The sequence below is a fragment of the Nocardia sp. CA-128927 genome, from assembly GCF_050955855.1.
Taxonomy (GTDB): domain Bacteria; phylum Actinomycetota; class Actinomycetes; order Mycobacteriales; family Mycobacteriaceae; genus Nocardia.
The window spans coordinates 4,796,252-4,817,603 of record NZ_CP192087.1 but is presented as its reverse complement, the minus strand read 5'-3'; the positions used below and the strand labels follow the sequence as shown (position 1 = coordinate 4,817,603).

The 21,352-nt window shown below is 61.8% G+C and carries 22 protein-coding genes and 1 pseudogene; 15 read left to right on the top strand and 8 right to left on the bottom strand.

All coding sequences use genetic code 11. From position 1 onward, the window contains the following. Positions 1-4: 4 nt before the first annotated feature. The 4 genes from cas3 to ACQPW1_RS22590 all read right to left on the bottom strand — a co-directional run bounded on the left by cas3 (position 5) and on the right by ACQPW1_RS22590 (position 6,656). On the bottom strand, positions 5-2,851 hold the full coding sequence (gene cas3, locus ACQPW1_RS22605; protein WP_433664688.1) for a CRISPR-associated helicase Cas3': 2,847 nt from the start codon (positions 2,849-2,851) through the stop codon (positions 5-7). A 1,529-nt stretch (positions 2,852-4,380) separates the two neighbouring features. After that, positions 4,381-5,133, bottom strand: a complete 753-nt coding sequence (locus tag ACQPW1_RS22600; protein ID WP_433664687.1) for a class I SAM-dependent methyltransferase — start codon at positions 5,131-5,133, stop codon at positions 4,381-4,383. A gap of 85 nt (positions 5,134-5,218) precedes the next feature. After that, positions 5,219-6,124, bottom strand: coding sequence for a phosphotransferase (locus tag ACQPW1_RS22595; RefSeq protein ID WP_433664686.1), 906 nt, complete (start codon positions 6,122-6,124; stop codon positions 5,219-5,221). Then, entirely contained in the window at positions 6,114-6,656 is a 543-nt protein-coding gene (locus tag ACQPW1_RS22590; protein ID WP_433664684.1) for a class IV adenylate cyclase, read from the bottom strand. Before ACQPW1_RS22590 ends, ACQPW1_RS22595 begins: the two co-directional genes overlap by 11 nt. A gap of 184 nt (positions 6,657-6,840) precedes the next feature. Here ACQPW1_RS22590 and ACQPW1_RS22585 point away from each other — a divergent pair. The 3 genes and pseudogenes from ACQPW1_RS22585 to ACQPW1_RS22575 form a co-directional block, all read left to right on the top strand. Further along, positions 6,841-7,224: pseudogene (locus ACQPW1_RS22585) on the top strand (NUDIX domain-containing protein); the annotation flags it as partial. A gap of 54 nt (positions 7,225-7,278) precedes the next feature. Then, positions 7,279-7,719, top strand: coding sequence for an NUDIX hydrolase (locus tag ACQPW1_RS22580; protein WP_433664683.1), 441 nt, complete (start codon positions 7,279-7,281; stop codon positions 7,717-7,719). A gap of 119 nt (positions 7,720-7,838) precedes the next feature. Beyond that, positions 7,839-8,459, top strand: coding sequence for a nucleotidyltransferase domain-containing protein (locus tag ACQPW1_RS22575; RefSeq protein ID WP_433664682.1), 621 nt, complete (start codon positions 7,839-7,841; stop codon positions 8,457-8,459). A 105-nt stretch (positions 8,460-8,564) separates the two neighbouring features. On the opposite strand, the gene ACQPW1_RS22570 is transcribed toward ACQPW1_RS22575, so the two are convergent. Both ACQPW1_RS22570 and ACQPW1_RS22565 read right to left on the bottom strand, forming a co-directional pair. Next, a complete protein-coding gene (locus tag ACQPW1_RS22570) occupies positions 8,565-9,137 on the bottom strand; it encodes a peptide deformylase (RefSeq protein ID WP_433664681.1) in 573 nt (190 codons plus the stop codon). Beyond that, positions 9,134-10,102, bottom strand: a complete 969-nt coding sequence (locus ACQPW1_RS22565; protein ID WP_433664680.1) for a helix-turn-helix domain-containing protein — start codon at positions 10,100-10,102, stop codon at positions 9,134-9,136. The genes ACQPW1_RS22570 and ACQPW1_RS22565 overlap by 4 nt, the downstream gene beginning before the upstream one ends. A gap of 266 nt (positions 10,103-10,368) precedes the next feature. On the opposite strand from ACQPW1_RS22565, the gene ACQPW1_RS22560 reads away from it, so the two are divergent. The 9 genes from ACQPW1_RS22560 (at position 10,369) to ACQPW1_RS22520 (ending at position 17,392) form a co-directional block, all read left to right on the top strand. Then, positions 10,369-10,860: a GNAT family N-acetyltransferase gene (locus ACQPW1_RS22560; RefSeq protein ID WP_433664679.1), complete on the top strand. Its 492-nt coding sequence runs from the start codon at positions 10,369-10,371 to the stop codon at positions 10,858-10,860. A 106-nt stretch (positions 10,861-10,966) separates the two neighbouring features. Beyond that, positions 10,967-11,401, top strand: a complete 435-nt coding sequence (locus ACQPW1_RS22555; protein WP_433664677.1) for an NUDIX hydrolase — start codon at positions 10,967-10,969, stop codon at positions 11,399-11,401. A 35-nt stretch (positions 11,402-11,436) separates the two neighbouring features. Beyond that, the gene (locus ACQPW1_RS22550; protein WP_433664676.1) at positions 11,437-13,305 is read left to right on the top strand and encodes a radical SAM protein; all 1,869 of its coding nucleotides are present in this window, start codon (positions 11,437-11,439) and stop codon (positions 13,303-13,305) included. After that, entirely contained in the window at positions 13,302-13,928 is a 627-nt protein-coding gene (locus tag ACQPW1_RS22545; protein WP_433664675.1) for a hypothetical protein, read from the top strand. The genes ACQPW1_RS22550 and ACQPW1_RS22545 overlap by 4 nt, the downstream gene beginning before the upstream one ends. A 44-nt stretch (positions 13,929-13,972) precedes the next feature. Beyond that, on the top strand, positions 13,973-14,647 hold the full coding sequence (locus tag ACQPW1_RS22540) for a hypothetical protein (protein ID WP_433664674.1): 675 nt from the start codon (positions 13,973-13,975) through the stop codon (positions 14,645-14,647). Between the two features lie 17 nt (positions 14,648-14,664). Beyond that, entirely contained in the window at positions 14,665-15,300 is a 636-nt protein-coding gene (locus tag ACQPW1_RS22535) for a hypothetical protein (protein WP_433664673.1), read from the top strand. Beyond that, complete coding sequence (locus ACQPW1_RS22530; RefSeq protein ID WP_433664672.1) at positions 15,300-16,184, top strand: protein kinase domain-containing protein; 885 nt, start codon at positions 15,300-15,302, stop codon at positions 16,182-16,184. Before ACQPW1_RS22535 ends, ACQPW1_RS22530 begins: the two co-directional genes overlap by 1 nt. An 84-nt stretch (positions 16,185-16,268) precedes the next feature. Further along, positions 16,269-16,406 carry a hypothetical protein gene (locus ACQPW1_RS22525; RefSeq protein ID WP_433664671.1) on the top strand — a complete coding sequence of 46 codons (138 nt, stop codon included), beginning with the start codon at positions 16,269-16,271 and terminating at the stop codon, positions 16,404-16,406. A 68-nt stretch (positions 16,407-16,474) separates the two neighbouring features. After that, positions 16,475-17,392, top strand: coding sequence for an aKG-HExxH-type peptide beta-hydroxylase (locus ACQPW1_RS22520; protein ID WP_433664670.1), 918 nt, complete (start codon positions 16,475-16,477; stop codon positions 17,390-17,392). Between the two features lie 99 nt (positions 17,393-17,491). On the opposite strand, the gene ACQPW1_RS22515 is transcribed toward ACQPW1_RS22520, so the two are convergent. Both ACQPW1_RS22515 and ACQPW1_RS22510 read right to left on the bottom strand, forming a co-directional pair. After that, on the bottom strand, positions 17,492-17,881 hold the full coding sequence (locus ACQPW1_RS22515; protein ID WP_433664669.1) for a DUF397 domain-containing protein: 390 nt from the start codon (positions 17,879-17,881) through the stop codon (positions 17,492-17,494). Beyond that, positions 17,878-18,807 carry a helix-turn-helix domain-containing protein gene (locus ACQPW1_RS22510; RefSeq protein WP_433664668.1) on the bottom strand — a complete coding sequence of 310 codons (930 nt, stop codon included), beginning with the start codon at positions 18,805-18,807 and terminating at the stop codon, positions 17,878-17,880. The genes ACQPW1_RS22515 and ACQPW1_RS22510 overlap by 4 nt, the downstream gene beginning before the upstream one ends. A gap of 379 nt (positions 18,808-19,186) precedes the next feature. Here ACQPW1_RS22510 and ACQPW1_RS22505 point away from each other — a divergent pair, with 379 nt between their 5' ends. The 3 genes from ACQPW1_RS22505 (at position 19,187) to ACQPW1_RS22495 (ending at position 21,240) form a co-directional block, all read left to right on the top strand. Next, complete coding sequence (locus tag ACQPW1_RS22505; protein WP_433664667.1) at positions 19,187-19,672, top strand: hypothetical protein; 486 nt, start codon at positions 19,187-19,189, stop codon at positions 19,670-19,672. A 37-nt stretch (positions 19,673-19,709) separates the two neighbouring features. Next, positions 19,710-20,156 carry a DUF4254 domain-containing protein gene (locus ACQPW1_RS22500; RefSeq protein WP_433664666.1) on the top strand — a complete coding sequence of 149 codons (447 nt, stop codon included), beginning with the start codon at positions 19,710-19,712 and terminating at the stop codon, positions 20,154-20,156. Positions 20,157-20,280: 124 nt separating this feature from the next. Next, positions 20,281-21,240 (top strand): NUDIX domain-containing protein, encoded by a 960-nt coding sequence (locus ACQPW1_RS22495; protein WP_433664665.1) that lies wholly within the window; start codon positions 20,281-20,283, stop codon positions 21,238-21,240. Positions 21,241-21,352 lie beyond the last annotated feature (112 nt).

The following is a 21,352-nucleotide window of genomic DNA, read 5'->3' as shown; positions in this document are numbered from 1 at the left end:
GCGTTCACGGGTGGGAGCTCGCCTCTCTCGGTGAATCATCAGCGCCTTGCGGACTTTGTTCCTCGGGGGCCAGCACTTGTAGGCCCGAACCCGGGGTGTAACGCACAGCTCGGCCGGCGATCTCACCGAAACCGTCCTGGTCGAGCACCAAGACCGGCAGACGGTAGATGAGCGGCGAGAACTCCCATTGCTCTGGTGTCGCGGCCCATAGTCCGCGTTCGGCCATTTCGGTGCTGAACTCGAGCGGCAGACGAAGCGAGCAAGTGGCAATAATCTGGGCCAGCTGATCTGACGGTGTCGATTCCCGGGGAACACGGCGGTGGCCGTGATCTTCAGACAGCCATGCCGGGGTAAACCAGTCACCGTCAGCATGCTGCTGGATCACGATCACTTCCAAGCTGGGTGCACCGTCGCGAACTTGGCCTTGCCCTTGCGAATCATCCTCGGTCTCACCGACATTGGCCGCGACCCAACCGATAATCGAGTTCCCCGGTCGCGCAGGCTCTTTGAGCTGAAACTTCTCCGCATTCGCAGCACGAGCTGCACAACGATCCCGCCAGCGCTCACGCGCGGTACTCATGGCGTCCTGCCAAGACTCTGGGCCGGTTTGCTGGGGACCGTATGCCTGCTGCACGAGTGGTGCGATGTCGTCGGGCAGGTTGATCGTCTGGCCGAGGTGCGGCAACAGGACTGCGGCTGCGCGGAGCAGTGGATACGCGCCGTAGACATACCGGGCAGCCGACGGTTCCAACTCGGGCGCGCCCGCAGTGAACTCCACACCCGCGATGTAGGTATGAGCGGTACGCAGCTTCGGTGGCCGCTCGACCTGGCCTACACCGCGGTGGTGACGATGCAAACGGCCCATCCGCTGCAAGATCAGATCGATAGGTGCCAGATCGGTGACCAGCAGGTCGAAGTCGATGTCCAGCGATTGCTCCACCACCTGGGAGGCGACAACGATATGCCGTTCGGGCCTTTGCTGTGATCTATCAGGTGATCCGAAAAGATCGAGAAGCTCTGCGTCCTTACGCATCCGATCCGCGGCGATGAACCGCGCGTGCACCACCGTCACCTCACCGGGGAAGGAGCGCTCCAGCGCGGCGGCCGTGGCCAGCACACGACGGACGGTGTTCCGTATGACCAGTGCACAACCACCGCCGGACAACTTGTCCTTCAGCAGCGCGACCAATGCGTCCGCATCGTCGTCGACCCTCCCGCCAAGAGAACTCACCTGCACCGAAGTGCTCCGACCCGAAGGCTCGATCCGGCGATGGTGCACTGACTCACCCGCTGTCCACGACAAGATCGGGTAGCCCTCGACATCGCTCATGGATGGCAGGGCACTCCGATGGGAACCGCGCTGATAGGCCTGCATCAGTTCCTGCCGACGATCGGCAGGCAGCGTCGCCGACAGCGCAATCACCGGAACCCGGTAAGCGCCAAGCCATGTCAACACCTTGGTGAGGTATGAATTCATGTAAGCGTCGTAGGCGTGCACCTCATCGAGCACGACGACCTTGCCGGCCAATCCGAGGTGACGCAGCATCAAATGCCGGGACTTCAACCCCGCGAACAGCAACTGGTCGATGGTCCCCACCGAGAAGTTCGCCAGCTGGGCCTTCTTCCGCCCCGACAACCATGCATGTGCTGTAACCGCGTGGCGGGCAACCGTTTTACTCCCCAGACCGTCGTCGCAGTCAATTTCGGCGTGACCGACTTTTCCGGCCCGGACCAGACCTTGGAACAGCCGGTTCAACCGGGCCTTACCGTGGCCGAGAGTGATCGATCCTCCTACCTGATGATCGTCAGCACCCAAACGGTCCAGCCAATCGACAACACGATCGAACATCGCGTCACTGGTTGCCTGCGTGGGTAACGCCACCATCAATCCCCCTGCGCCCCACCGTTGCGCCATGACCTCCGCAGCCGCCAGAGCAGCTTCGGTCTTGCCTTCGCCCATCGGCGCCTCAATGATCAGCAGCCCCGGCTCGCTCATCGCCCGCGCAACATCGCACGCGGCGATTTGTACCGGTCGCACCGCCGCGCCCAGCGGCAAAGAGAACCGCGTCGCGAAAAGCTCTGACACCTCATCCGGTATCGCCGAAGGGATCCACGGCACCGGCAAAGCCAATGCCGCCAACGCCCGACCCGACCGCTGAGGGTCGACCACGTCCTGCGGCAATACCTCTGCATGGAAACCCAGCAGGTCCTCGTTACTGGCAATCCAATCCGACACGATGACGATCCCCGTCACCAACACCTGGAACCGCACCGACAACCTCAGCTCGCGCCAACCATCGAGGTAGTTCAGCACACCCACCCGTTCGGCTATGCGACACAACAACTCTCGCTGTACCTGCACCCACACACCCTCGCCGAACAGGTGCGGATAACTCTGCGGCAGCAGTCGGTCGTCCTCATCTGGCGGTGCTCCATGATGGCCTCCGAGCACTACTCCCCACGCGACGGCCCACCGCCGAGACCACCCCTGATCCACCAGCCAGCGAATCAGTAGATGATGTCCGGCTACCGTATGGTGTGCCAGCTGCCGGTCAACCAGCTCACGCCGCATGAGTGGCATATACAAACCTCGCTCACGCATCTGCTGAGCAAGCCCTTCATGTTGAATCGCGAAGGCAGGTGTGGCTTTTCCGAGATCATGCACCCCTGCGAGGAACCGCACCGCGCACCGCGCCGCGTCACGGTCACCGTCCAACTCCCCCGTCAACATCTCGACCACGCTTGGTGCGAGCCACTGGTCGAACAGGTGCCCCGCGACGTCAGCGGAATCATCCATGTGTTGCCACAACGGTAGCCACTCACCAGCATCGTTCGGCGACTTCGCCCACACCGATCGAGCAGCCTCGCTCAACATCAAGGATCTATCCCCTATCGAAAGAATCCACCCCGAGTCTTGGGAGCGCACAACACTCTTGCATCTCCCACCGACAAGTTCCCTCCGCCTCCGGATGCCCAGAAGCCCAACAACTTCCAGCAACGCTACTCCCGGCACCGAGCCCGCTAGGCGCACTTCCAGCAATCCGCACCAGAGACACCAACATGACCAACCGACCGGTACTCCAGTCGGTTGGTCATGCTCGTGCCATCTGCCAACGGTCGAGTCATCCCCGCGTGCTCGGGGAACACGAACTGGGCGGTGCCCGATGGCCGGATGTCGACTGATCATCCCCGCATACGCGGGGAGCACGTCGGGCTGGTCTTGATGCCCCAGGCGGTGCGCGGATCATCCCCGCGTGCGCGGGGAGCACGCGGCGGTGACTACTCCTGTCATGTCGATCCCCGGATCATCCCCGCGTGCGCGGGGAGCACATCGGTAACTGGTATCACCGCGTGCATGTCGCCGGATCATCCCGCGTGCGCGGGGAGCACGGTTACGGATCGCTCACCTCCCGGGTCGCGTCGGGATCATCCCTGCATGCGCGGGAGCACCCATGGCCAGGCATCGCCGGCCATCTCCGCCCAGGATCACCCCCGCGTGCGCGGGGAGCACATCGCCACACGCAAGCCGCGCCGCGCGTCACGCGGATCATTCCCGTGTGCGCGGGGAGCACGTGTCAGCCACCTGTTCCTTGGTAGGCGGTGATCGGATCATCCCCGCGCGGGGAACACTTCTTCTTTAACTTCGTGATTCGCGACTTTGGCGAGAGATCGTCAGTCCGATTGTAGGCGTCGAGCAGCACCTGAGCCTGGCCTGGCTGGACACAGTGTCTCGCGGGACGGGGCGGTTCGCTCGTTTCTGGCTTCAGGAAGCATTGTTGACCAGTTGAGTCCGTGTCCGCCGGTCACGTTGACGGTCACCGAGCTCAGGGTGTCGCGCCACGGCATCCATCTGCGTATTGACCGCACCCTGAACTCGATGCGCTGGCTTCCGCGGCGCTCGCAGCGATGCACGAAGCCTACGGCGACGACGCACGTCGCGGTCGCGTACGGATGCGCCGACGTCGACACCTACACCGGCCCACTGCCTCTGGAACTGGACACACCAGCGCGACAGCAGGTGAGAAGCTTGTTCGTTGTCGACCACGACACTTGGCCATCCGAGCCGGGCTACCTCCAACGCTGGACGACTTCAGACAGGCCCTTACGGCCTGGTAGCCATCTCACCCAGGTCGGCGCCCCAGGCCACAAACCGAGCTATGGTCGCTATCGAAACCGACCGCTAGAGCCAGAAAAGGGAGGGTGGGGATCGACGGCGGCTTGATCCGTGCCGCCCGAGATGCGTAGAGCTCATCGAGCAGCATCTCGACCTTGATCCGAGCGCCTACCGGACCGAGGGATTGACGGTCCAGGTCCAGTGCGTACTGATCGGAACACCTCGGTCGCGCACGCGGGCTCCATGGCTTCCTGACGACGCAACATCTATCGCTTCGGTCCGCGTCTATCGCCAATGCACTTGGCGAGAACCGCCATATAGCTTGCAGCGTCCTGCTGCAGCTCGTCGATACGCCACCCACTGCCGTCCAACGCATGCGCCAACTCGTCCGGCGACATGAACCAGTAAGCAAACCACGGCGTGGCTTCGCCTCGGTGGCGTACTCGCAAACGCATCTGGCCGCCATATCGCCCAGCGGCCCGATTGTAATCGTGGTAGCGAAGGTGATTAGGATCTTCGGTGGAGTACGGATCGAGACCGCGCCCGATAATTCTTCCGCTAGGCGTCGACATGCGCGTAAAGGCCTGGAGTAACCGGTGTGCCATTTTCGGTGACTCAAGGAGGCCGAAGTTGTTGCCGAGCAACAAGATCGAATCAAATCTTCGATCAGGCATCTGGCGGGCCAAGTCGAGCGCACTGCCTAGAAAAGTGTCCCGGACGCCCCGACATCTGCATACGTGCAATGCCTTCTCCGAGGTATCCAGCGCGAGCACCGGCAAGCCGCGGTCTTGCAGCTCAATGGATGCTCGTCCGGCACCGGCCCCCAGGTCGAGCACATAGCCCAGACAACGCTCGACCGCCGCGACATCGAGCGGACTCCATCCATCTGGTTCGGAGAAGTACCGGTGTGCTACCGATCCGCTGCCCACCAATATGTGCCCGTCATCGCGCTCGACGACCTCCGACACGTCCTTCCCGTGCCACTGCTCCAGGAGCAGCGCGCCAAAGGCATCTCCCACCGTAGGTCCTCGATCCATGACTCCCAGGATCCGCATATGAAGGACATACGACAAATGATTTCCAGAGCCGGAACAGCAGTTCGCGCTACATCTCCATCGTTGCCTGGCGGTGTAGGCGTTCTCGAGCATGGACCCATGCAGGCTCGATCATCTCTAGTCGCATCTCGCGCACATGACTCGCCGGCAGTTCGCGGTGGATACGGAGTTCGCGGGTCAACACGGTTGCCAGGTTGATCACAAACGGTGTGTCGTTGCCGTCGGCCGAGACCATCGCATCTATGCGTTCCTTCATGCTGGAAGTGTTGGCTCCGAGCTGGGTGTGCATCATCGCGAGATCGAATCCGGGCAGGAACAGGCCGGTGTATTCCCAATCGAGGAGAGTGACACTGCAGTGGTCGCCGAGCAAGATGTTGCTTGCGATCGGGTCGCCGTGGTTGACCTCTGCTGGCGTACCCGCGCGCGGGAGCAGCTTTTGAAGGGCCGCGAGGTCCCGGTCTTCGAGCCATCCTTGGGCGTGATAGCGGCGGAAGCGATCGGCATAGTCGAATACCGCCGCGAACGCACCGCCTGGCGGTTGCCATTGATTGAACGCCGCCACGCAACTGAGTACGGCCTCGGAGTCGACGACGGACAGCGCCTGTTGCGGGTAGCGGTCATCATTGAGACGTCGCCCGTCAAGCCATTCCAGAACAAGAATCCGAGAGTTGTCGGTATAGAGCAGCTTTGGCACACGCAGCGGCGGGGAAACGGTCGCGAAGACTCGATACGCATCCAGCTCATGACGCCACTTAGCGGCCCACAACGGATCAGGGTCCAGCAGGCATTTCACCGCGACCCGCTGGCCCGAGAGCTCGCCGATAGCAAGCGCCGTCTTGTCCGTGCGATGCCGCACCTCGGTGACACGAATGCCCGCGGCATCAGCCGTCGAGACCAGGTCAGCGGGTAGATCCGGCATTAGCACCACGCCGAATCTAGCAGTATCAACTGTCACTGAAGCAGACTCGGCCGAGCGAGAGCAGATCGATGCCGTGCCGGGCGTAGACCTTGACGGTGTTTTCGCCAGTCAGTTGGTCTTCGCCGTACCCGAGCAGCTGCGCGATCCGCACGACTTCATCACGCCGTTGTGCCTCAATCTCAAGGTATGGCGGGATCATCGGCCACTCGTCGATCTCCAGCTGGGCGCCGTCGAGTTCGAAGCTTGTTCGCCGATTCTCTTGATAGTTACGAGCGACGAAACCAAGCCTTCCAAGCAGATCGTTCATCGTCTCGAACGATGAAACCTCCACTTCCACCTCGTCGGTGCCGTCGATGCCATCGTGACGGATCTCCTTGACTGTCAGCGAGGAGCCAAACTCATTGTCGCGCAGTCTTATCCATCGACTCGTATCCCCTGGAACGATGTCGTAGACGTAGCGGCGCAGCATGATCGTATCCGCCGTGCGACGGCCGCCCCTCGCGATGATCGCCAGGGCCGTCGCCTGCGGATCGATATCCAGAACCTTGGCCTCATACTCGGTGTGCACGCATGAAATCCTGGACCACCGCAGGATGATGGGGAGCGAAAGGTCGAAGTTCGGTTCCTCGGTGGCGGATCGTGTTGGGTCATACGGTGGAGGGATGACCGAGCCAGCAGATGAGGGCCGCGCACCAGGTGTTGGTGCTGCCGTACCGGCTCACTGCTGACGGTGTGCGGTATGCACTGTTCGACGTAGGGATGCCGACTACTGGCAGGGCGTCGCGGGAGGTGGGGAGGCCGCCGAGACTCCGGTGGTTGCGGCTCGCCGAGAAGCCGCCGAGGAAGCGGGGTTGACCGCTGCGCATGAGTTTGTTGCCTTGGACGCGCGAGCCACGATTCCGGTTGTCTATGTCACCGGCGAGTTCACGTGGGGACCTGACGTTTTGGTGATTCCCGAGTACGCTTTTGGCGCTCACGTCGAGGATGGCGAGCTGAAATGTTCGGATGAGCACACTGAGTATCGGTGGTGCACGCTGGCAGACGCTACGAAGAGAGTTCGCTGGGACTCGAATCGCACCGCCCTGTGGGAACTGGACCATCGGTTGCGCCACAACATGATTCGGGCCGCCGTCTGACCGGTGAGCCTTGATATGCCAGGTTGAAGTATCACTCCAAATTGGGGGCAGTGCATGAAAGAGCGTTATCGCAGCATCGTTGATGTCCATATCGTCCTGTGGCGTGATGGCCTGGTTCTACTCGGGGAGCGAGCGAACACGGGATTCGGCGATGGGTGCCTAAATTTGCCGAGTGGTCACCTTGAGGAAGGTGAGTCGGTCATCGATGGGGCGATCAGGGAAGCAAAGGAGGAGATCGGAATCACCGTTGCCCCACAGGATTTGAGGTTCGCGCACGTAATGCACCATCGCGGCGACTCGGGGTCGAGCAGGGTCGGATTCTTCTTCGAAGCCGTCCACTGGGAGGGAGTGCCGGTGAACATGGAGCCAGCCAAGTGCGCCGGGCTGGTTTGGGCTGATCCGAAGTGCCTGCCGTCCAATACGATTCCGTATCAGGCGGCAGGGGTCGTGAACTGTCATCAGGGTGAATCGTTTGCTCTCGACGGTTGGAGCTGATGGATCGGCCGGCGATGTTCGGTTCCTGGTTGCCAGTCGCGTATGCGTCATACGATGGCGGAATGACCGAACTAGTGGACGACCAGTCGACCCGTCCGATGTGAAGGAGGCCGCCTGAGATGGCCGGACACCCGCTGTCCGTCGAGGCATGCGGCCAGCTCTGGGAAGCCTGGACGCCCGCCGAAGTCGCCGAACGGCTGTCAGGCACCCCGCCATGCTGGTATGTCGCAGCCGGATGGGCGCTGGATCTGTTCGTCGGCGGCCTCGAACGTGAGCACTCCGATCTCGAAATCGGCGTTCCGCATGAACGATTCGCCGAGATCGTGAACGCGTTCCCCGGCTTCGAATGGGACGTCGTCGGCGACGGGTGCACCTGGCCGTTTCCCGAGGAAGCCGACAACCAGCATCAGACATGGCTGCGCGAACCGGCGACAGGGCTGTACCGCCTCGACGTGTTCCGCGAGCCGCACCTGGGCGATCGTTGGGTATGCCGCCGCGATGCCTCGATCACCCTGCCCCGCGACGAACTGATTCTCCATACCACCGACGGCATCCCATACGTGATCCCCGAGGTCGTACTCTTGTTCAAGGCGAAAGCGCGGCGGGCCAAGGACGAGGCAGACTTCCTAGACGTGCTCCCCGAGATGGACCGATCACGGCGATCTCGATTGTCCGGGTGGCTATCGCGAGTACACCCCGGCCATCCCTGGCTGGAAACACTCTCGAACCATAGGTATTGATAATTTGAGCGTCGGCGACATCGGGATTGTAGGCTGTCCCAATAGCAGGGTAGTCGGATGCCATTTCGGTCGCGAGAAATCTGTAGTCGTCGCTATATTGATCAACTATTGATGGTTGTAGATCCAGGAGTTTCCCGTCTGACGATATTGCTCGACAGGAATAGGTTGCGCGTCTGCGCGCATGCGGGCTGTGTACAGGATGCCGTCGAGGTGGTCGATCTCGTGATGAACGAGTCGAGCCAGTCCGTTGCGGTATTCGGTGGTCTGGGTTTGACCGGTGGGCGTGGTGGTCTCGACCATGATCGATAAGGGGCGTGGAACTAGCCCTCGCACGTCGAAGAAGCTGAGGCAGCCTTCGTACTGCTCGTCTTCTGTCTCGGAGTGGGAAACGATCCGCGGATTCAGCAGGACAATGATCGATGCCTGCGCATCGGGCGGTTGAACCACAGCTGCTCGCCGGTGGATCCCGATCTGGGGAGCTGCTATGCCCATCCCCTTTGCGAAGTCGTGCGCCTCGCGTACACGATGGGTAGCTGCGATTAGTTCGGTGATGATCGTTTCGGCCAGGCTCCGCTCGCCGGGCAGTTCGAGTGACGTGCACTGCTCGTGGAGGCTTTGAGTGCTGGACTGGACGATCCCGCGTTCACGCATGGCGTCGCTTGGCTTGGCGTCGATCACGCTGGATCCTTTCTCCGGGAGGTAGTTTCGGATTGTGCACGGAACCGCCACTCCATGCGGTAGCGAGTGTGCAATGGCGGGGCGGTGGTGCTCCAGGTGAAGATTGTGCGCTCCCCGTCGATGGTCTCGGTCGGCGAGGTGGGTAGCGGCCGGGCGTTGGCGGTCATCGATGTTTCGATGCCCCACACGACCGGATCGAGTGCGGTTGGAAAGGACAGCTGGACTTCGAGCCGTTCTGTAGGTAATCGAACCGCGCGCTGGAACCAATGCCCCCACTTATCGCGACCAACCTTGTAACCGTAGGTAATCCATACGGACTGTCCCGGGTACAGCGGAAATCGGCCATCGCTGTTCTCGAACAGAAACCACACCTCCTTGAGGGCGTCGAGATCCTGTTTGACCTCCCACCGCATGGGCTCACCGCCGCACTGTGCTGTCAGCTCGGTCTCATCGAACGTGAGCGGGTTTTGCCGGTAGTAGGCATTGGAGCGTTCGGGGTCTCCTGGGTAGCGGTCGACGTTGATTCGGGCGAGATATCGGGTGACGGGCTCGGCCCCGATGTTGCGCAACAGCCTTCGCATCGATGGCCGGTATGTGATTCCGTCGTAGTCCAGGTGAGCGGCGTCGCGCTCGACAACGAGGGCGCTCTGCCCTATCAGCGCGGTATCAGGCGAAGTCCACTGGAGCCCTGCAGGTTTGGCGGTGCTGGATTTGGCCGCGTCGTATTCGCGCCAGCGTTGCCAGATGACGCTGCCTGTACCGAGGGCGAGGTCGGCTTTACGGGCGAAGTCTTCGGTCGGTGGATGGCGCCCTGACTCGACGTGACTGACATACGACGGGTCGAAGCCCATCTTCAGGGCCAATGCCCTCTTGGCCCACCCCTTGACGTCACGCCAGTGCGTGACTTCGGCCGCGAATGCCGCTGCGGCGTGTTCGATCGATATGGAGTCCGCTGGTGCGTCCAAACCCGTTGCCCCCGGCTGCTAGTGATCGGCATGAGTTGACATGAAGCGTGAATGAACCCAGTTCATCATTCCTTCACGCGGCCCGCCACCGGTTCACTGGTTCGAGGAAGTTGACCGGGTGTATCGACATGGATGGGGGGATCGTCGTGCAGGAGTTGTGCCTGTCCGCGAGCGGACGACCCGCAACCGTAGGCTCACTGGTTCGGCGGCCGAGCGTTCTCGGCTCTGGCGGTCGGCCACGTTCACAACTCACTGAGGTCAGGTCCATGATTGTTCAACCACTGAACCAGAAGCAGATACCCGATGTGATCGCGCTGATGGGGCTCGGCGGGCCATACATCACCGCCCGTACCTATTCCGACTACTGGCTCTACGCGACGCTGTTCTCCTCTACCTGTCCGCTAGCCCTTGTCGATGACGAGTTAGCTGGTGTGGTCATCGGATTCCGAAGCCAAGACGACCCGGACGAGCTCTACGTCCAGGACGTGATGACCCACCCGAACTATCGGCGCAAGGGCGTCGTTCGAGAGTTGCTGAACGAGGTGCTCGGTCGGGCGAAGGCGATGGATTGTCGCCGTGTGTATCTGACCTCGGAGCCGAGCAACCACGTTGCCCACAAGACCTGGACCACGCTCGGATTCACCAACGTCCCCGGCGATGACATCGTCGACGGGGTCTCGGTTATCACCGACTTCAAGGGGCCGGGAAAGACGAGGGCGGTCTATGAGTTTCGACTGAGCCCAGATAGTCAAGCATGAAATGCGTTGCAGAGTAACACCTTCGCGTCCTCGCCTGGCGCCAGCGCCTGACTGAGGCGCTATGGGTTCATCGCACCGTCGACTACAGATAGGAAGGTTGCTCACCATGCCCGACAAGGTCGTCCGGGACAAGGTCTTGTGCTACATCGTTCGTGACGGCAAGCTGCTGGTTTTCCGGCATACCGACTACTCCTGGGAAGAAGTCGGGGTGCAGGTGCCCGCGGGCAGTATCCGCGCCGGAGAAGCTCCCGAAGACGCCGCTCTTCGTGAAGCTCGGGAGGAGACCGGGCTCAGCAACTTCTCGATTCGACGCAAGCTCGGCGAGGCCGAATATGACATCAGCCCTTACCGATTCGAGCTCCAGCACCGCTACTTCTTCGAACTCGAACTGCACGAGCAGGCACCGGAGCGGTGGATGAGCCAAGAAGACCACGACGGTCAGGGCGAGCCGACAAAGTTCGAATGCTTCTGGATACCGCTGGAAGCCGCGCATGTCCTGCAGTCAGGACAGGGCGCACTGCTCGGTCGACTCGTCGACTGAGCCGACCATGATCAACCCTATGGGGAGCGTGCTGGATGACCGGGGAACCCAATAGTCAACATCCTCAGACATATCTGACGCTTCCGGATACCGACACCGCGACAGCGGTGTCGGTCATCCTGAAGCTCCGCGGCGAGACCTGCGACATCGACTGTCTGTACTGCTACGAGAAGCGCAAAGAAGCGCCCGGTGGCGCTCGGATCAGCGCCGAAGACATCAGACGCCTGCCTGAAATCTTCGGTGACCGTCCGCTTTCTCTGGAACTCCACGGTGGCGAACCACTGACCGCAGGAAAGCCTTACATCGAGCACCTGCTGTCCGAACTGGCCGGCCAGCCAACCGTTCAGCGAGTTTCCCTGCAAACCAACGGGATTCGACTCGACAACAGTTGGCTGGACATGTTCGACAGGGTGTACCCAGCCCTTCGAATCGGGATCTCCCTGGACGGAGACCCGGAAGGCAATGCGTGGCGTGTCGACTACGACGGCGCGCCGACCTACTCAAAGGTTGCCACCGCTTTGGAACGGCTCGCGGCCCGCGGGCGCAAGGTCGGGATCATCACCGCAGTCACCCCGCGCGTACTGGGCCGCGCGTCAGCGGTGCTGGACCATCTGGCCAGCTTTGCCGCAGTTGACGCCATCAGCTTCGCGCCTTGCTTCGACGCCACGGTGACCCTGCCCACCGCAGCGGTCGGCCGCAGGGCAACGGCGAGTCGTATCGCTCAGCAGGCGAGCCTGTCCTCTAACGGCCCGGCGTGGGCCATCACGCCTACTGAATATGTGGAGTTCGTTCTCGCTGCTGCGGTGCGCTGGGTGCACGCCGGTGCGTACCGCCGAATCAAGCTCGAACCGATCGTGTCGGCCATCCGCAAGCTGCGCGGCCTCGACACCGGCTTCTGCCATTTCAGCAACCTGAAGTGCGATCACATCTTCACTCTCTACCCAGACAAGCGTGTGGGTAGCTGTGACGAATTGCCCTGGCCAGCTGCACAACTCGCCACATTGGATCAGTTCGGTGGCCACGAACAGGTCGCCACCGCCCAGCGTCAGCTCCCGCTGCTACAACAGGGACGGTCACTGACGAACAAATGCACCGAGTGCCGGTATCGCAGCACCTGCGGAGGCGGCTGTATCGCTACCCGCATTCGGGCGACGATCGCCTACGGAGATGACAATGAGTACTGCGGCCACCGGATGCGGCTCATCGACGGTGTCGCGGCATTGATTACCCAGCCCGGGATGCCGTCGGCGGTGTCCTGCCGACACGTCCGTGCCCGTCCGAAACGTCTCAATGAGATGCATGATGTGCGCGGCTTCATCGGGCGATGGCGAGATCCGCGCGCCACCCGTCACAAGCCGCGCCTACAGATCAGCACTCACGGCAACATCAACACTGTGGGCGAGCCGGGGATCCATGAGGCCGATGATCTTGACCCGCTACATCCGTTGTGGCGCAATGCAATCGAACCTGGAGTTTGGCCGCTGGTCGAAGTGATCACCGCAGAGTGGAATCTGATTACCTACGACAGCTGTGAAGGTCACGCCTACGCCGGACTGGCGATCGAACCGGGCGAACGTCGAGTGGGGATCCTGCCTCGAGAACCTGCCCAGTATGCGCGTATAGCGGCGGCGCTATGCCGATGCTGCGCCGCAATCGAACAGCATGTGCCCGAAGCGATCCGGATAATCATAGGCCGGGCTGATCTGACCTGTGCAACCTCTCAAAAGCGGTTCCCCGTTCTCAATATCCTGTTCGAGCGCACCGACGGCTACGACTGGAGTGCCTATTTCGACAATCTCGCCGACGCCACACGCCTTCTCACAGAACAACTTCGAGCAACCCCACCAGATGAGCGCACAGAATGCGGATGCGCCGTCGTGCGCTCAACAGCCGGAACATCATGACCGCTGCCGAGACGGCTATCGTCAACCAGCTGCTAGGGCGGCTGTGCTACTTCCACGTTCTCTTTATCGAACCAGCGTTGTCGACACCCCATGCGCTCCTAGACCAGCAATGCTGCCACCATCGGGGGTCGGCTATGGCTGCGGTCACCGCAGCAGAGAGCGCAGCGCTGGAGAGCTCCCCCTGGCGGGTCCTAGCCGAGATCGGTGGATCAATCGGCGTCCAGCAGTGCCGGCCAGATGTGAGTACGTGCTGCGCCGCTTGCCGTGTGCGCTCCTATGCCAGCGCGATCGCCGACTGCTGGATCAGCACCGAATCCCGCGCGTATCGGCACAGTCGACCCAAGGTCACTCACCGGACGCAATGGTGCAAAGTCATCGCCGAGCGAATGGTCACGGCGTTCGATCGCCAGTACGGCACCTCGTGTACCGCTGTCGTAGAACTTCCGGCAGAGCGTGCGATGCCGGATCTGAGCGGGCTTCCGCTCTCGGGTGAGCTTTCCGAATTGTGGGTCGCTCCGATAGGCGCCGCGCCGGTAGCCAGTTGGCTCAACCATTGCGCAGGCATCGACGACATCGCACACGAACTACGAGTGAAGGGGGACATGTGCGCACACAACCGCTGATCAAACTCGGCGAAACACTCGCCATCGGCAGCATCGAAGGATTCTTGACCGATGAGGAATCCCACACGCTCCACGACACGATGGAACAGTTCCTCACCGACACAACCAGACCCGGCTTCGAACACGACCGCAGATCTTCCATCCATGAGATCCCCGGACAGACCGCACATCAGGCGATGCAAATCTACGAACCCGCCGGACGCCTCGAAGTCCCTAACATCCCGGCAGCGGCAGAAGATCTGCTTCAGAAGGCTTTCGACCGATCCCGGACAACGCTTGCGCGGCTGCTGCCTTCGGTGAGTTCGTGCCGTCCATGGACATACGTGGAATACGGACCTAGACAACACATCACGCCCCACCTCGACTGCATCGCACCAGATCCTCACCAGTGGCCTCGCCAGATAGCCGGAATCAGCGTCACGATCGGTCCACGGTGTAGTGGCGGCGAGTTCTTCGTCGAAACCACCTCCGATGAACGGTTGTGGGAGCCGGCCACGTCCGGCCCGGTAGTGGGCTACGAGGACGGAATGTCGTTCGCGCACGACGGCGCTGACAATTCCTCACCATGGTTCGCGGAAATGGCGCGCACGCGATGGTCTGTCGAACCGGCTCGGGGTACCGCCCTGCTGTACGGATCTCAACTGGCCCACGGAACCTGCCCAGTCACCGACGGCCGCATGCGCAAGTTCATCAGCTGGCTCTTCGCCGACGCAGCCTGAACCACAACCCCAAGGCTATGACCATGCTGATCGCACTCGAAGGCATTGCCGCATCCGGCAAGAGCACCTTGCGGAACCAGATCCTGGATCGTGCCCAAGCCCGATCGCTCACTATGACCCATCTGGGCCAGTTCTCCTGGCTCTCTCTGAGATCCACCCGGTCCCTCGTCGCCTTAAGGACAGCCCGGGACGCCGTCGCCGAGGACGATGCTCTTGGCGCTGTTCTCGACGACCTCGCCCTTCACATGCAAAACAACCTCGCCCCAGCCGCTCGCCTCGGCGACGTTATCGCCGACCGACTCGTTCTCTCCACCGCATGCATGCTCGCCACGGCCTACCAGCGCAGCGTCGACGGTTACGTCAGCACGCTCATCAGGCACACCGGCATCCGGCCCGATCTGACCATCCTGGTCACCACAGCCCCAGAGCTATGCCAGCAACGCCTGGCCCAGCGTCGGGCAGCAACTCGGCCAACGGACACCCCGGATTCCGCCGTCGTACTGGACGAGCTCTATCAACAGGCTGCTTCCGAGTCCGAACGCTGCACCGGCACACCCCTATGGCGTCGTGAGCTGAATGCCCCCGAGGACACTGCCCGAACTGCCGATGAAGTCCTCAATCAACTCCTCTCCCAAAATGCAGGAGGGACCTGATGCAGCTGCATCCAATGCATCCAGCAGCATGGGTGCTCGACCAACTCACCGAGTGCTCCTGGCGCGTCGTCGAGCTGGTGTCGTTCACTCGATCCAGCACTCTCGTGCTCGCGCACCGCGACGGCGAGCAGCCCGTAGTGCTCAAGGCAGGCTTCGGCAGCAACCACGTACTGGAAGCACTGCCCGACGAACAGCGACCCGCCGCCTACGGGTTCTACTGGTACCAGCAGATGACCGCCGCCGAACGTGGTCTCGCGCGTGAAGACTTCCGCTACGAACGCGACCTCGCCACAGAGGTTACCGGCAGCAATCACGTTGTCCCCGTGCTAGATACCGGAACATGTTCTGCCTTCGATTGGTACACAATGCCGCACTACCCCGACGGCAACTTCCGCACCTCCATGCTCCGTGCCGGAACGCCAGCAACCGGTGTCACGCATACCGGACAGATATCGATACTTGCTGATGTTGCCGCAGGACTGATCTCGCTACACCAACACGGAATTGTGCACCGCGACGTGTACCAGGAGAACATCCTGATCGACCATGGACGCGGACTGATCACCGATCTGGGTGCCGCTCGCCGACTCCCATCCCCACGAGGCCCGCACCGACGCGGCCCCGAAGTCCACTGGCCGCCCGAGTATCGGACCAGCTACTCCGACGCGGGCGTAGAAGCCGATGTCTTCAGCCTCGGCGTCCTGGCCTATCGAGTGCTATTCAACGATATCCCCCGAGCCGGTGATCCGCCCAGACCTCCCGCCGGGTACTCAGTCCTGACAGAAACAGTCGACGCGGCACTCGCTCACCGCCCCGCCGACAGGCCAACCATGGCGCAGCTGCACAGCGCTCTGCTTCACATTGCTGTCGCTGCCGCGTCGTAGTCGTCAACAGAAAGGGGGTACGAACCAGGCCCGCGAACCAGACCTACCCAGCACCCAATGTTTTGCTAGAGAACGGAATTGACCATGAGCAATACCACCATCAATGAGATGACCGACTTCCTCGACGCCGTCGGCGACTTACGAGATGCCGATGAAGCCATTCGCACCACGGCGCACACGTCGAGCATCATCTCCGAAGGCTGGATGGCCGCCGAGAAGTAGACCTTCGCTGTGGGCTGCGGCGAACAGTCGCCCAGCCCACAGCTGCCCGCCATGCGAAAGGCCCTCTCGTGGAAGTCTTGAATGGCGTATTCCGCCTCGAGCAAACCGACCAACTCCACCAAACCCGGACCGCGGCAATCCATTCGATCCTCAACACCAACGGATCACGCGAGCATCTAGCACCAGATGATCAAGCCCTGGCCTACGCCGTCGCCCATCACTACCTCGAAGGTGCCGAGCAGGCCGCGCGTAACGGCAACCTTGACGAATTCCACTGGTACAAGGAAACAATCGTCGAGCCGCCCGCCATCTGGTTCGAATCGACAGCACACGGACGGAAACTCGCCCAATCGCCCACACCTGAGGACATGCAGCAATCCCCACTAGCAGACGCTCCCTACTACGTAGTCGGGCCACGCACCACGCGAGCACCACGCCACACCATCGACCTCGTCACCGACGCCCTCAACATCGCCGCCAGCGTTGGATTCGGTGATCTCGTAGATAACCACGCACCGATCATTTGCCTACTTCGGTCCAAGGCCCCCACCGACGCCCTCGACAGCTGGACCATCAGCCGACTGCCCGGAACCATCTTCCTCGACCACATCAACGACCCAACGGTGTTAGCCCGCGACATCATTCACGAAGCTGGACACAATTGGCTCAACGATGCGCTCGCGGCGACGAGAACCACCATCCACGACAGCCGAACCTACTACTCGCCATGGAAACGAACGATGCGACCAGCATTCGGATTCCTCCATGCCTGTTGGTCGTTCCCGCTCACCATGTTGTTCACCGCTACCGCCGGCGACCTCGCACCTGGCCCCGTAAACGTGATGCTCCAGCAGTACCTTGAACAGCAACATCGGAGGCTGTCGGTCACCGCCGCCGATCACGCCAACGCGCTCCAACTCGTGGACGATGCCAGCGTGCGAGACCGTTTACGCGCTATATATGCCGCTGCGACTGTCCTCGGTTGATGACGTCGTCACATGGCGCATCCGCTGGCCACCGCGATCAGCGGAACCGCTAGGTGGTTACGAACTTGCCATCACACACCGTCGGGGGCTTGCATCGGGCTACACAGTTGCGAGCTCGAATTCACCGTCACGGATACCGGCTGTGAACGCAACCCACTCGGCTGCGGTGTAGGAGAGGGTGGAGCCGTCATCGGCGCGGAGGCTTACTGCACCGGATGCGAGTCGGTCAATGGTGGGCAACCCGTTTGGCGCCTCGGTCTCGGCACCCATGGCAGCTTGGAGAAACTCTCGCCAGCGATCGGCATTGATTACGATCATGGGTTGTGCCGCTGGATCGTTGGAAGGGTCGCGGAGGTACTTGCTGTCCCGAACGAGGACGGTGTCGCCGTCAAAGGCAATCTCGACGCACTCGCCCCCGTTGGTCCCGCTGTAGCTAGAGGTCCGCCAGGTGAGGGCGATGGTCTTCATGGTGGGTCGCTCCGAACTCATGCTTGCAGGTTAGCGATGCGGGCCGCGATCAGGTCGGCGGACTCGGATGGCGAGAGCGCTACGCTGCACAAACGGTCTGCCATCATTCTATACAGGCGGACTTGGTCCCGATCCTGCACGTAAAGGGCACCTGCCGCATGCTCCAGATAACCGATGCTCTGTGCCGCGTCGAAGTCGAGCAGCATGAACTCATCATCTAATCCGTCATGAACCGCCACGCTGGTCGGCATCACATGTAGCTCAACGTTGTCCAGCTGCATCAGGTCGAGCAAGTGCTGGAGTTGTTCGCGCATCACGGGTGGGCCGCCGACTGGCCGATCCAATACAGCTTCTTCGATTACCGCCCTCAGTCCCAGCGGATTGCGTTCGTCGTTCAGCCGCTGTCGAGCCATCCGGCTCGCAACCACCTGCGGCGCATCCATCAACGCGATCTGCAAGCTGGCTTCAAGGAGCGTGGCGGCGTATCGAGGCGTTTGCATCTGTCCAGGGATGGTCTTGGACCGGTAGACGAACTGATTGGTCGCAAGTCCTTCCAGGCCGACGAACGTTCGGAACCAGTCGGGTAGGACATCCGAGAACGGTGCCCACCACGTGTTCTGGTCCGCCTTCCCCGCGAGCGACGCGATTCGATCGATGTGCTCGACATCGGCGCCGTAAGCCCTCAGTAGCGCTGTCGTCTCATCCGGCTTCTGCTGCGTCTTTCCGGTCTCCAAGTAGTTGATCTTCGGTTGGTTACACCCAAGAATCTTGGCGGCTTCGGCCTGCTTCATCCCGGCCTTCTCGCGAGATACCCGCAGGTCGTGACCGATCAAGAATCGCAACGCAGCTGGATCGGAACGGCTGTCCGGCACCTTGGCCTCCCTGTACTGGCACATGAAACGACCTGTGCATCGTACGTGCACCTGCTCTTGGAAGATTTCAGCCATTCCATTGAGTCATGTATATATACAGACTAACATGGAGATCAATAGACGCACATGATCCCATGTACTACATGAGACATGGATCTCTTACCTAGGTGGTGGGGTAAATGTCGATCAACGCAGTCGGCCAAAAGTCGATGACCAGCGACTTAACGCAGCATCAAGCGAGAGCGGCGGGTCAGGACAGCTGGGTAGTGAGCTTCCTGCCCGGTCGAATCCTGACAGCGGATCAGGCCGTCGCGGCCCTGCACGCGGCAGAAGAGTGGGCTGCTGTCCAAGCGGACGCCGCACGCCTCGGCTTGACCGGGCTGGAACTGGCTGGCCTGGCGGAAGCGGAGTGCATGTGGCCGCCGCCCGAACCAGGTCGCCTACGGAGCCGTTTATGGAAGGGGACGCGGTGATGTTCGAGCGATGCCACAGCCCGCATGACGTTGCCCATGTGTACGGCCAATATGGGTTCCCGGTCGAGCTGACGTTCGGCCGGACTTCGATGCTGACCAGCGCCCGGCTCGGTGCTGTGGTGATGCCGCCCAGTTTGGGGCGATCGGTACAGGAGCTGCTCGGCGATGCCGCGTCGGCACCTGTCATCAGCCATTCCAGGCCGGATCGACGGTGGATCTTCCTGGTCGGTCCCAACCGGAGCAACAAGCTGGGCGACCGCTCTCTTGCCGAGCTGGAACGCCACGAGGTCCGACTACTGGATATCGGTACACGGGTGTGGTTGCCGATGTCGGACTCTCCGCTCGGATGGTATTGGGCGGCACCGCCTCTGGAAGGCGCGAGCGCGGCCCCCTCCCGCACATTTGTGCTTGGGGCAGCCCGCAAAGTGCTCGACGGTCACGCCGTCGCGCGGTCTCAAGGGTGCTGATCTCATGTGCGCTGCGCCGACGAGCCTCACGCTGGTCATGACCGACATGCGATTGTCGTTCCCCTCGGGCGAAGAGCTGCTGTCCGCCATCCGCGGGCACCACATCGGCGACCAGCCACTGTGCGGATTCGCGCGGGAATTCGGGATCCTGCACGAGCAGCGTCTCGAAACCTCTGACATCCATGCCGAGATCGCTCGCTGCAGAGACGAACTCGCCGTCGAGGTTGATACGTGGGTAGCGGCCCGGCTACCGGTGCCACATCCGAACGCGAGCCTGCACACCGAAACGGTGGGCCGACTGCTCGACCGGATCGCCGAAGCACAGGTACACGCCTATCGCCTGCTGATGACGATCAGTCCAGACGACCCGAAGGTGCACGCGGCCTGGTACCGGCTGGCGGAATTGGTCGACGGCTACACCGACTTGACCCGCGAAGTAATCCAGCGTGCTCGACGCCTTCCCGCACTGGGGGATCGCCGCTGATGGACATCAGTACGTAGGAAGACGCGAGGGCTGCCGCCTGCCATCGCACCGAACGCAGGCCGATCGCATCCCGCAACCGGCACAGTCACGCACACGAGGGCTGAGTCACGATCAAGGAGATATTGTGTCCGATGCCCCGAATACGCTGCGCGGCAACGGCAACGGCAACGGCAACGGCAACGGCAACGGCAACGGCATCGCGGTCGCGATCGCTGTGCAGCTGCTGATAGTCAGAGATGGCCGCCTACTGCTGACGCCACGCCACAACACCGGTTTCGCCGATGGCGACTGGAACGCCCCCGGAGGCCGACTCGAGCAGGGAGAGCACGTCCTCGCCGCCGTCATCCGTGAGGTGAACGAAGAGGTCGGCGTGCAGCTGGTCCCCGACGAGGTCCGAATGGTGGCGGTGATGCACATCCAGTCACCGCTCGGCGGTACACGGATCGTGTTCACCTTCCATGCTGAGACCTGGACCGGTGAACCGTATAACCGTGAGCCCGAGCGTTGTTCGGACCTGCGGTGGTTCGGGTTCGACGAGATCCCGCCAGCGACCCTGCTGAGCACCCGTGCCGGACTGAATATGTTTCTACGCACGGAGAGCACTTCGGTGTGTGTGGGTGGTCGCAACATCCATTGGTCGATGGATAGTCGAACCGGGCTGCCGGGCAAGGACATGGTCTTGGCCGCCTGCAGGGGTTTCCCTCCGATCGAGGAGGTCGTGCTGCTGGACGCGGCCGGCGAGCTCGCCGCGCTGCATCAGACGCGTGAGCACACACCGCTGTGCGAACTCGAGGAGATCGACTGGCATCGCTCTCGTTTGATGTGCGAGATCGATGACTGGGTGACGATGGTGACTCCGGACCCTTTCCCGGACGCGCGAGTGCATACCCACACCATGGGTCAGGTTATTGATCAGCTTGCGCAGGCGACCGTCCAAACCTATATCGCCCTGACTGCCGCGCCGGATCGCTTGTTCTACGACGCTTCCGCGCAACTGGCCGACCTCGGCAATGCCTATCAAGACCTCGCCGACGAGCTCGAGCGAGGTACCCGCCGCCTTCCGGAGATCACTGTTCCGTGGTGAATAGTCCTGTCACACAACATATCCCGAATCTGAAGATAGTACGTGAGTAGGAGTGAATATCCATGTTCGATCCCCCCACCACATCGGTGGCTGAGCTAGATGGTGCGCGGGC

Coding starts and splice junctions, on each gene's coding strand:
- ACQPW1_RS22560 (WP_433664679.1), top strand. CDS start 10,369: ATGATTGTTCAACCACTGAACCAGAAGCAGATACCCGATGTGATCGCG.
- ACQPW1_RS22555 (WP_433664677.1), top strand. CDS start 10,967: ATGCCCGACAAGGTCGTCCGGGACAAGGTCTTGTGCTACATCGTTCGT.
- ACQPW1_RS22500 (WP_433664666.1), top strand. CDS start 19,710: ATGACCGACATGCGATTGTCGTTCCCCTCGGGCGAAGAGCTGCTGTCC.
- ACQPW1_RS22525 (WP_433664671.1), top strand. CDS start 16,269: ATGAGCAATACCACCATCAATGAGATGACCGACTTCCTCGACGCCGTC.
- ACQPW1_RS22535 (WP_433664673.1), top strand. CDS start 14,665: ATGACCATGCTGATCGCACTCGAAGGCATTGCCGCATCCGGCAAGAGC.
- ACQPW1_RS22550 (WP_433664676.1), top strand. CDS start 11,437: ATGACCGGGGAACCCAATAGTCAACATCCTCAGACATATCTGACGCTT.
- ACQPW1_RS22575 (WP_433664682.1), top strand. CDS start 7,839: ATGGCCGGACACCCGCTGTCCGTCGAGGCATGCGGCCAGCTCTGGGAA.
- ACQPW1_RS22545 (WP_433664675.1), top strand. CDS start 13,302: ATGACCGCTGCCGAGACGGCTATCGTCAACCAGCTGCTAGGGCGGCTG.
- ACQPW1_RS22580 (WP_433664683.1), top strand. CDS start 7,279: ATGAAAGAGCGTTATCGCAGCATCGTTGATGTCCATATCGTCCTGTGG.
- ACQPW1_RS22510 (WP_433664668.1), bottom strand. CDS start 18,807: ATGGCTGAAATCTTCCAAGAGCAGGTGCACGTACGATGCACAGGTCGT.
- ACQPW1_RS22515 (WP_433664669.1), bottom strand. CDS start 17,881: ATGAGTTCGGAGCGACCCACCATGAAGACCATCGCCCTCACCTGGCGG.
- ACQPW1_RS22530 (WP_433664672.1), top strand. CDS start 15,300: ATGCAGCTGCATCCAATGCATCCAGCAGCATGGGTGCTCGACCAACTC.
- ACQPW1_RS22505 (WP_433664667.1), top strand. CDS start 19,187: ATGGAAGGGGACGCGGTGATGTTCGAGCGATGCCACAGCCCGCATGAC.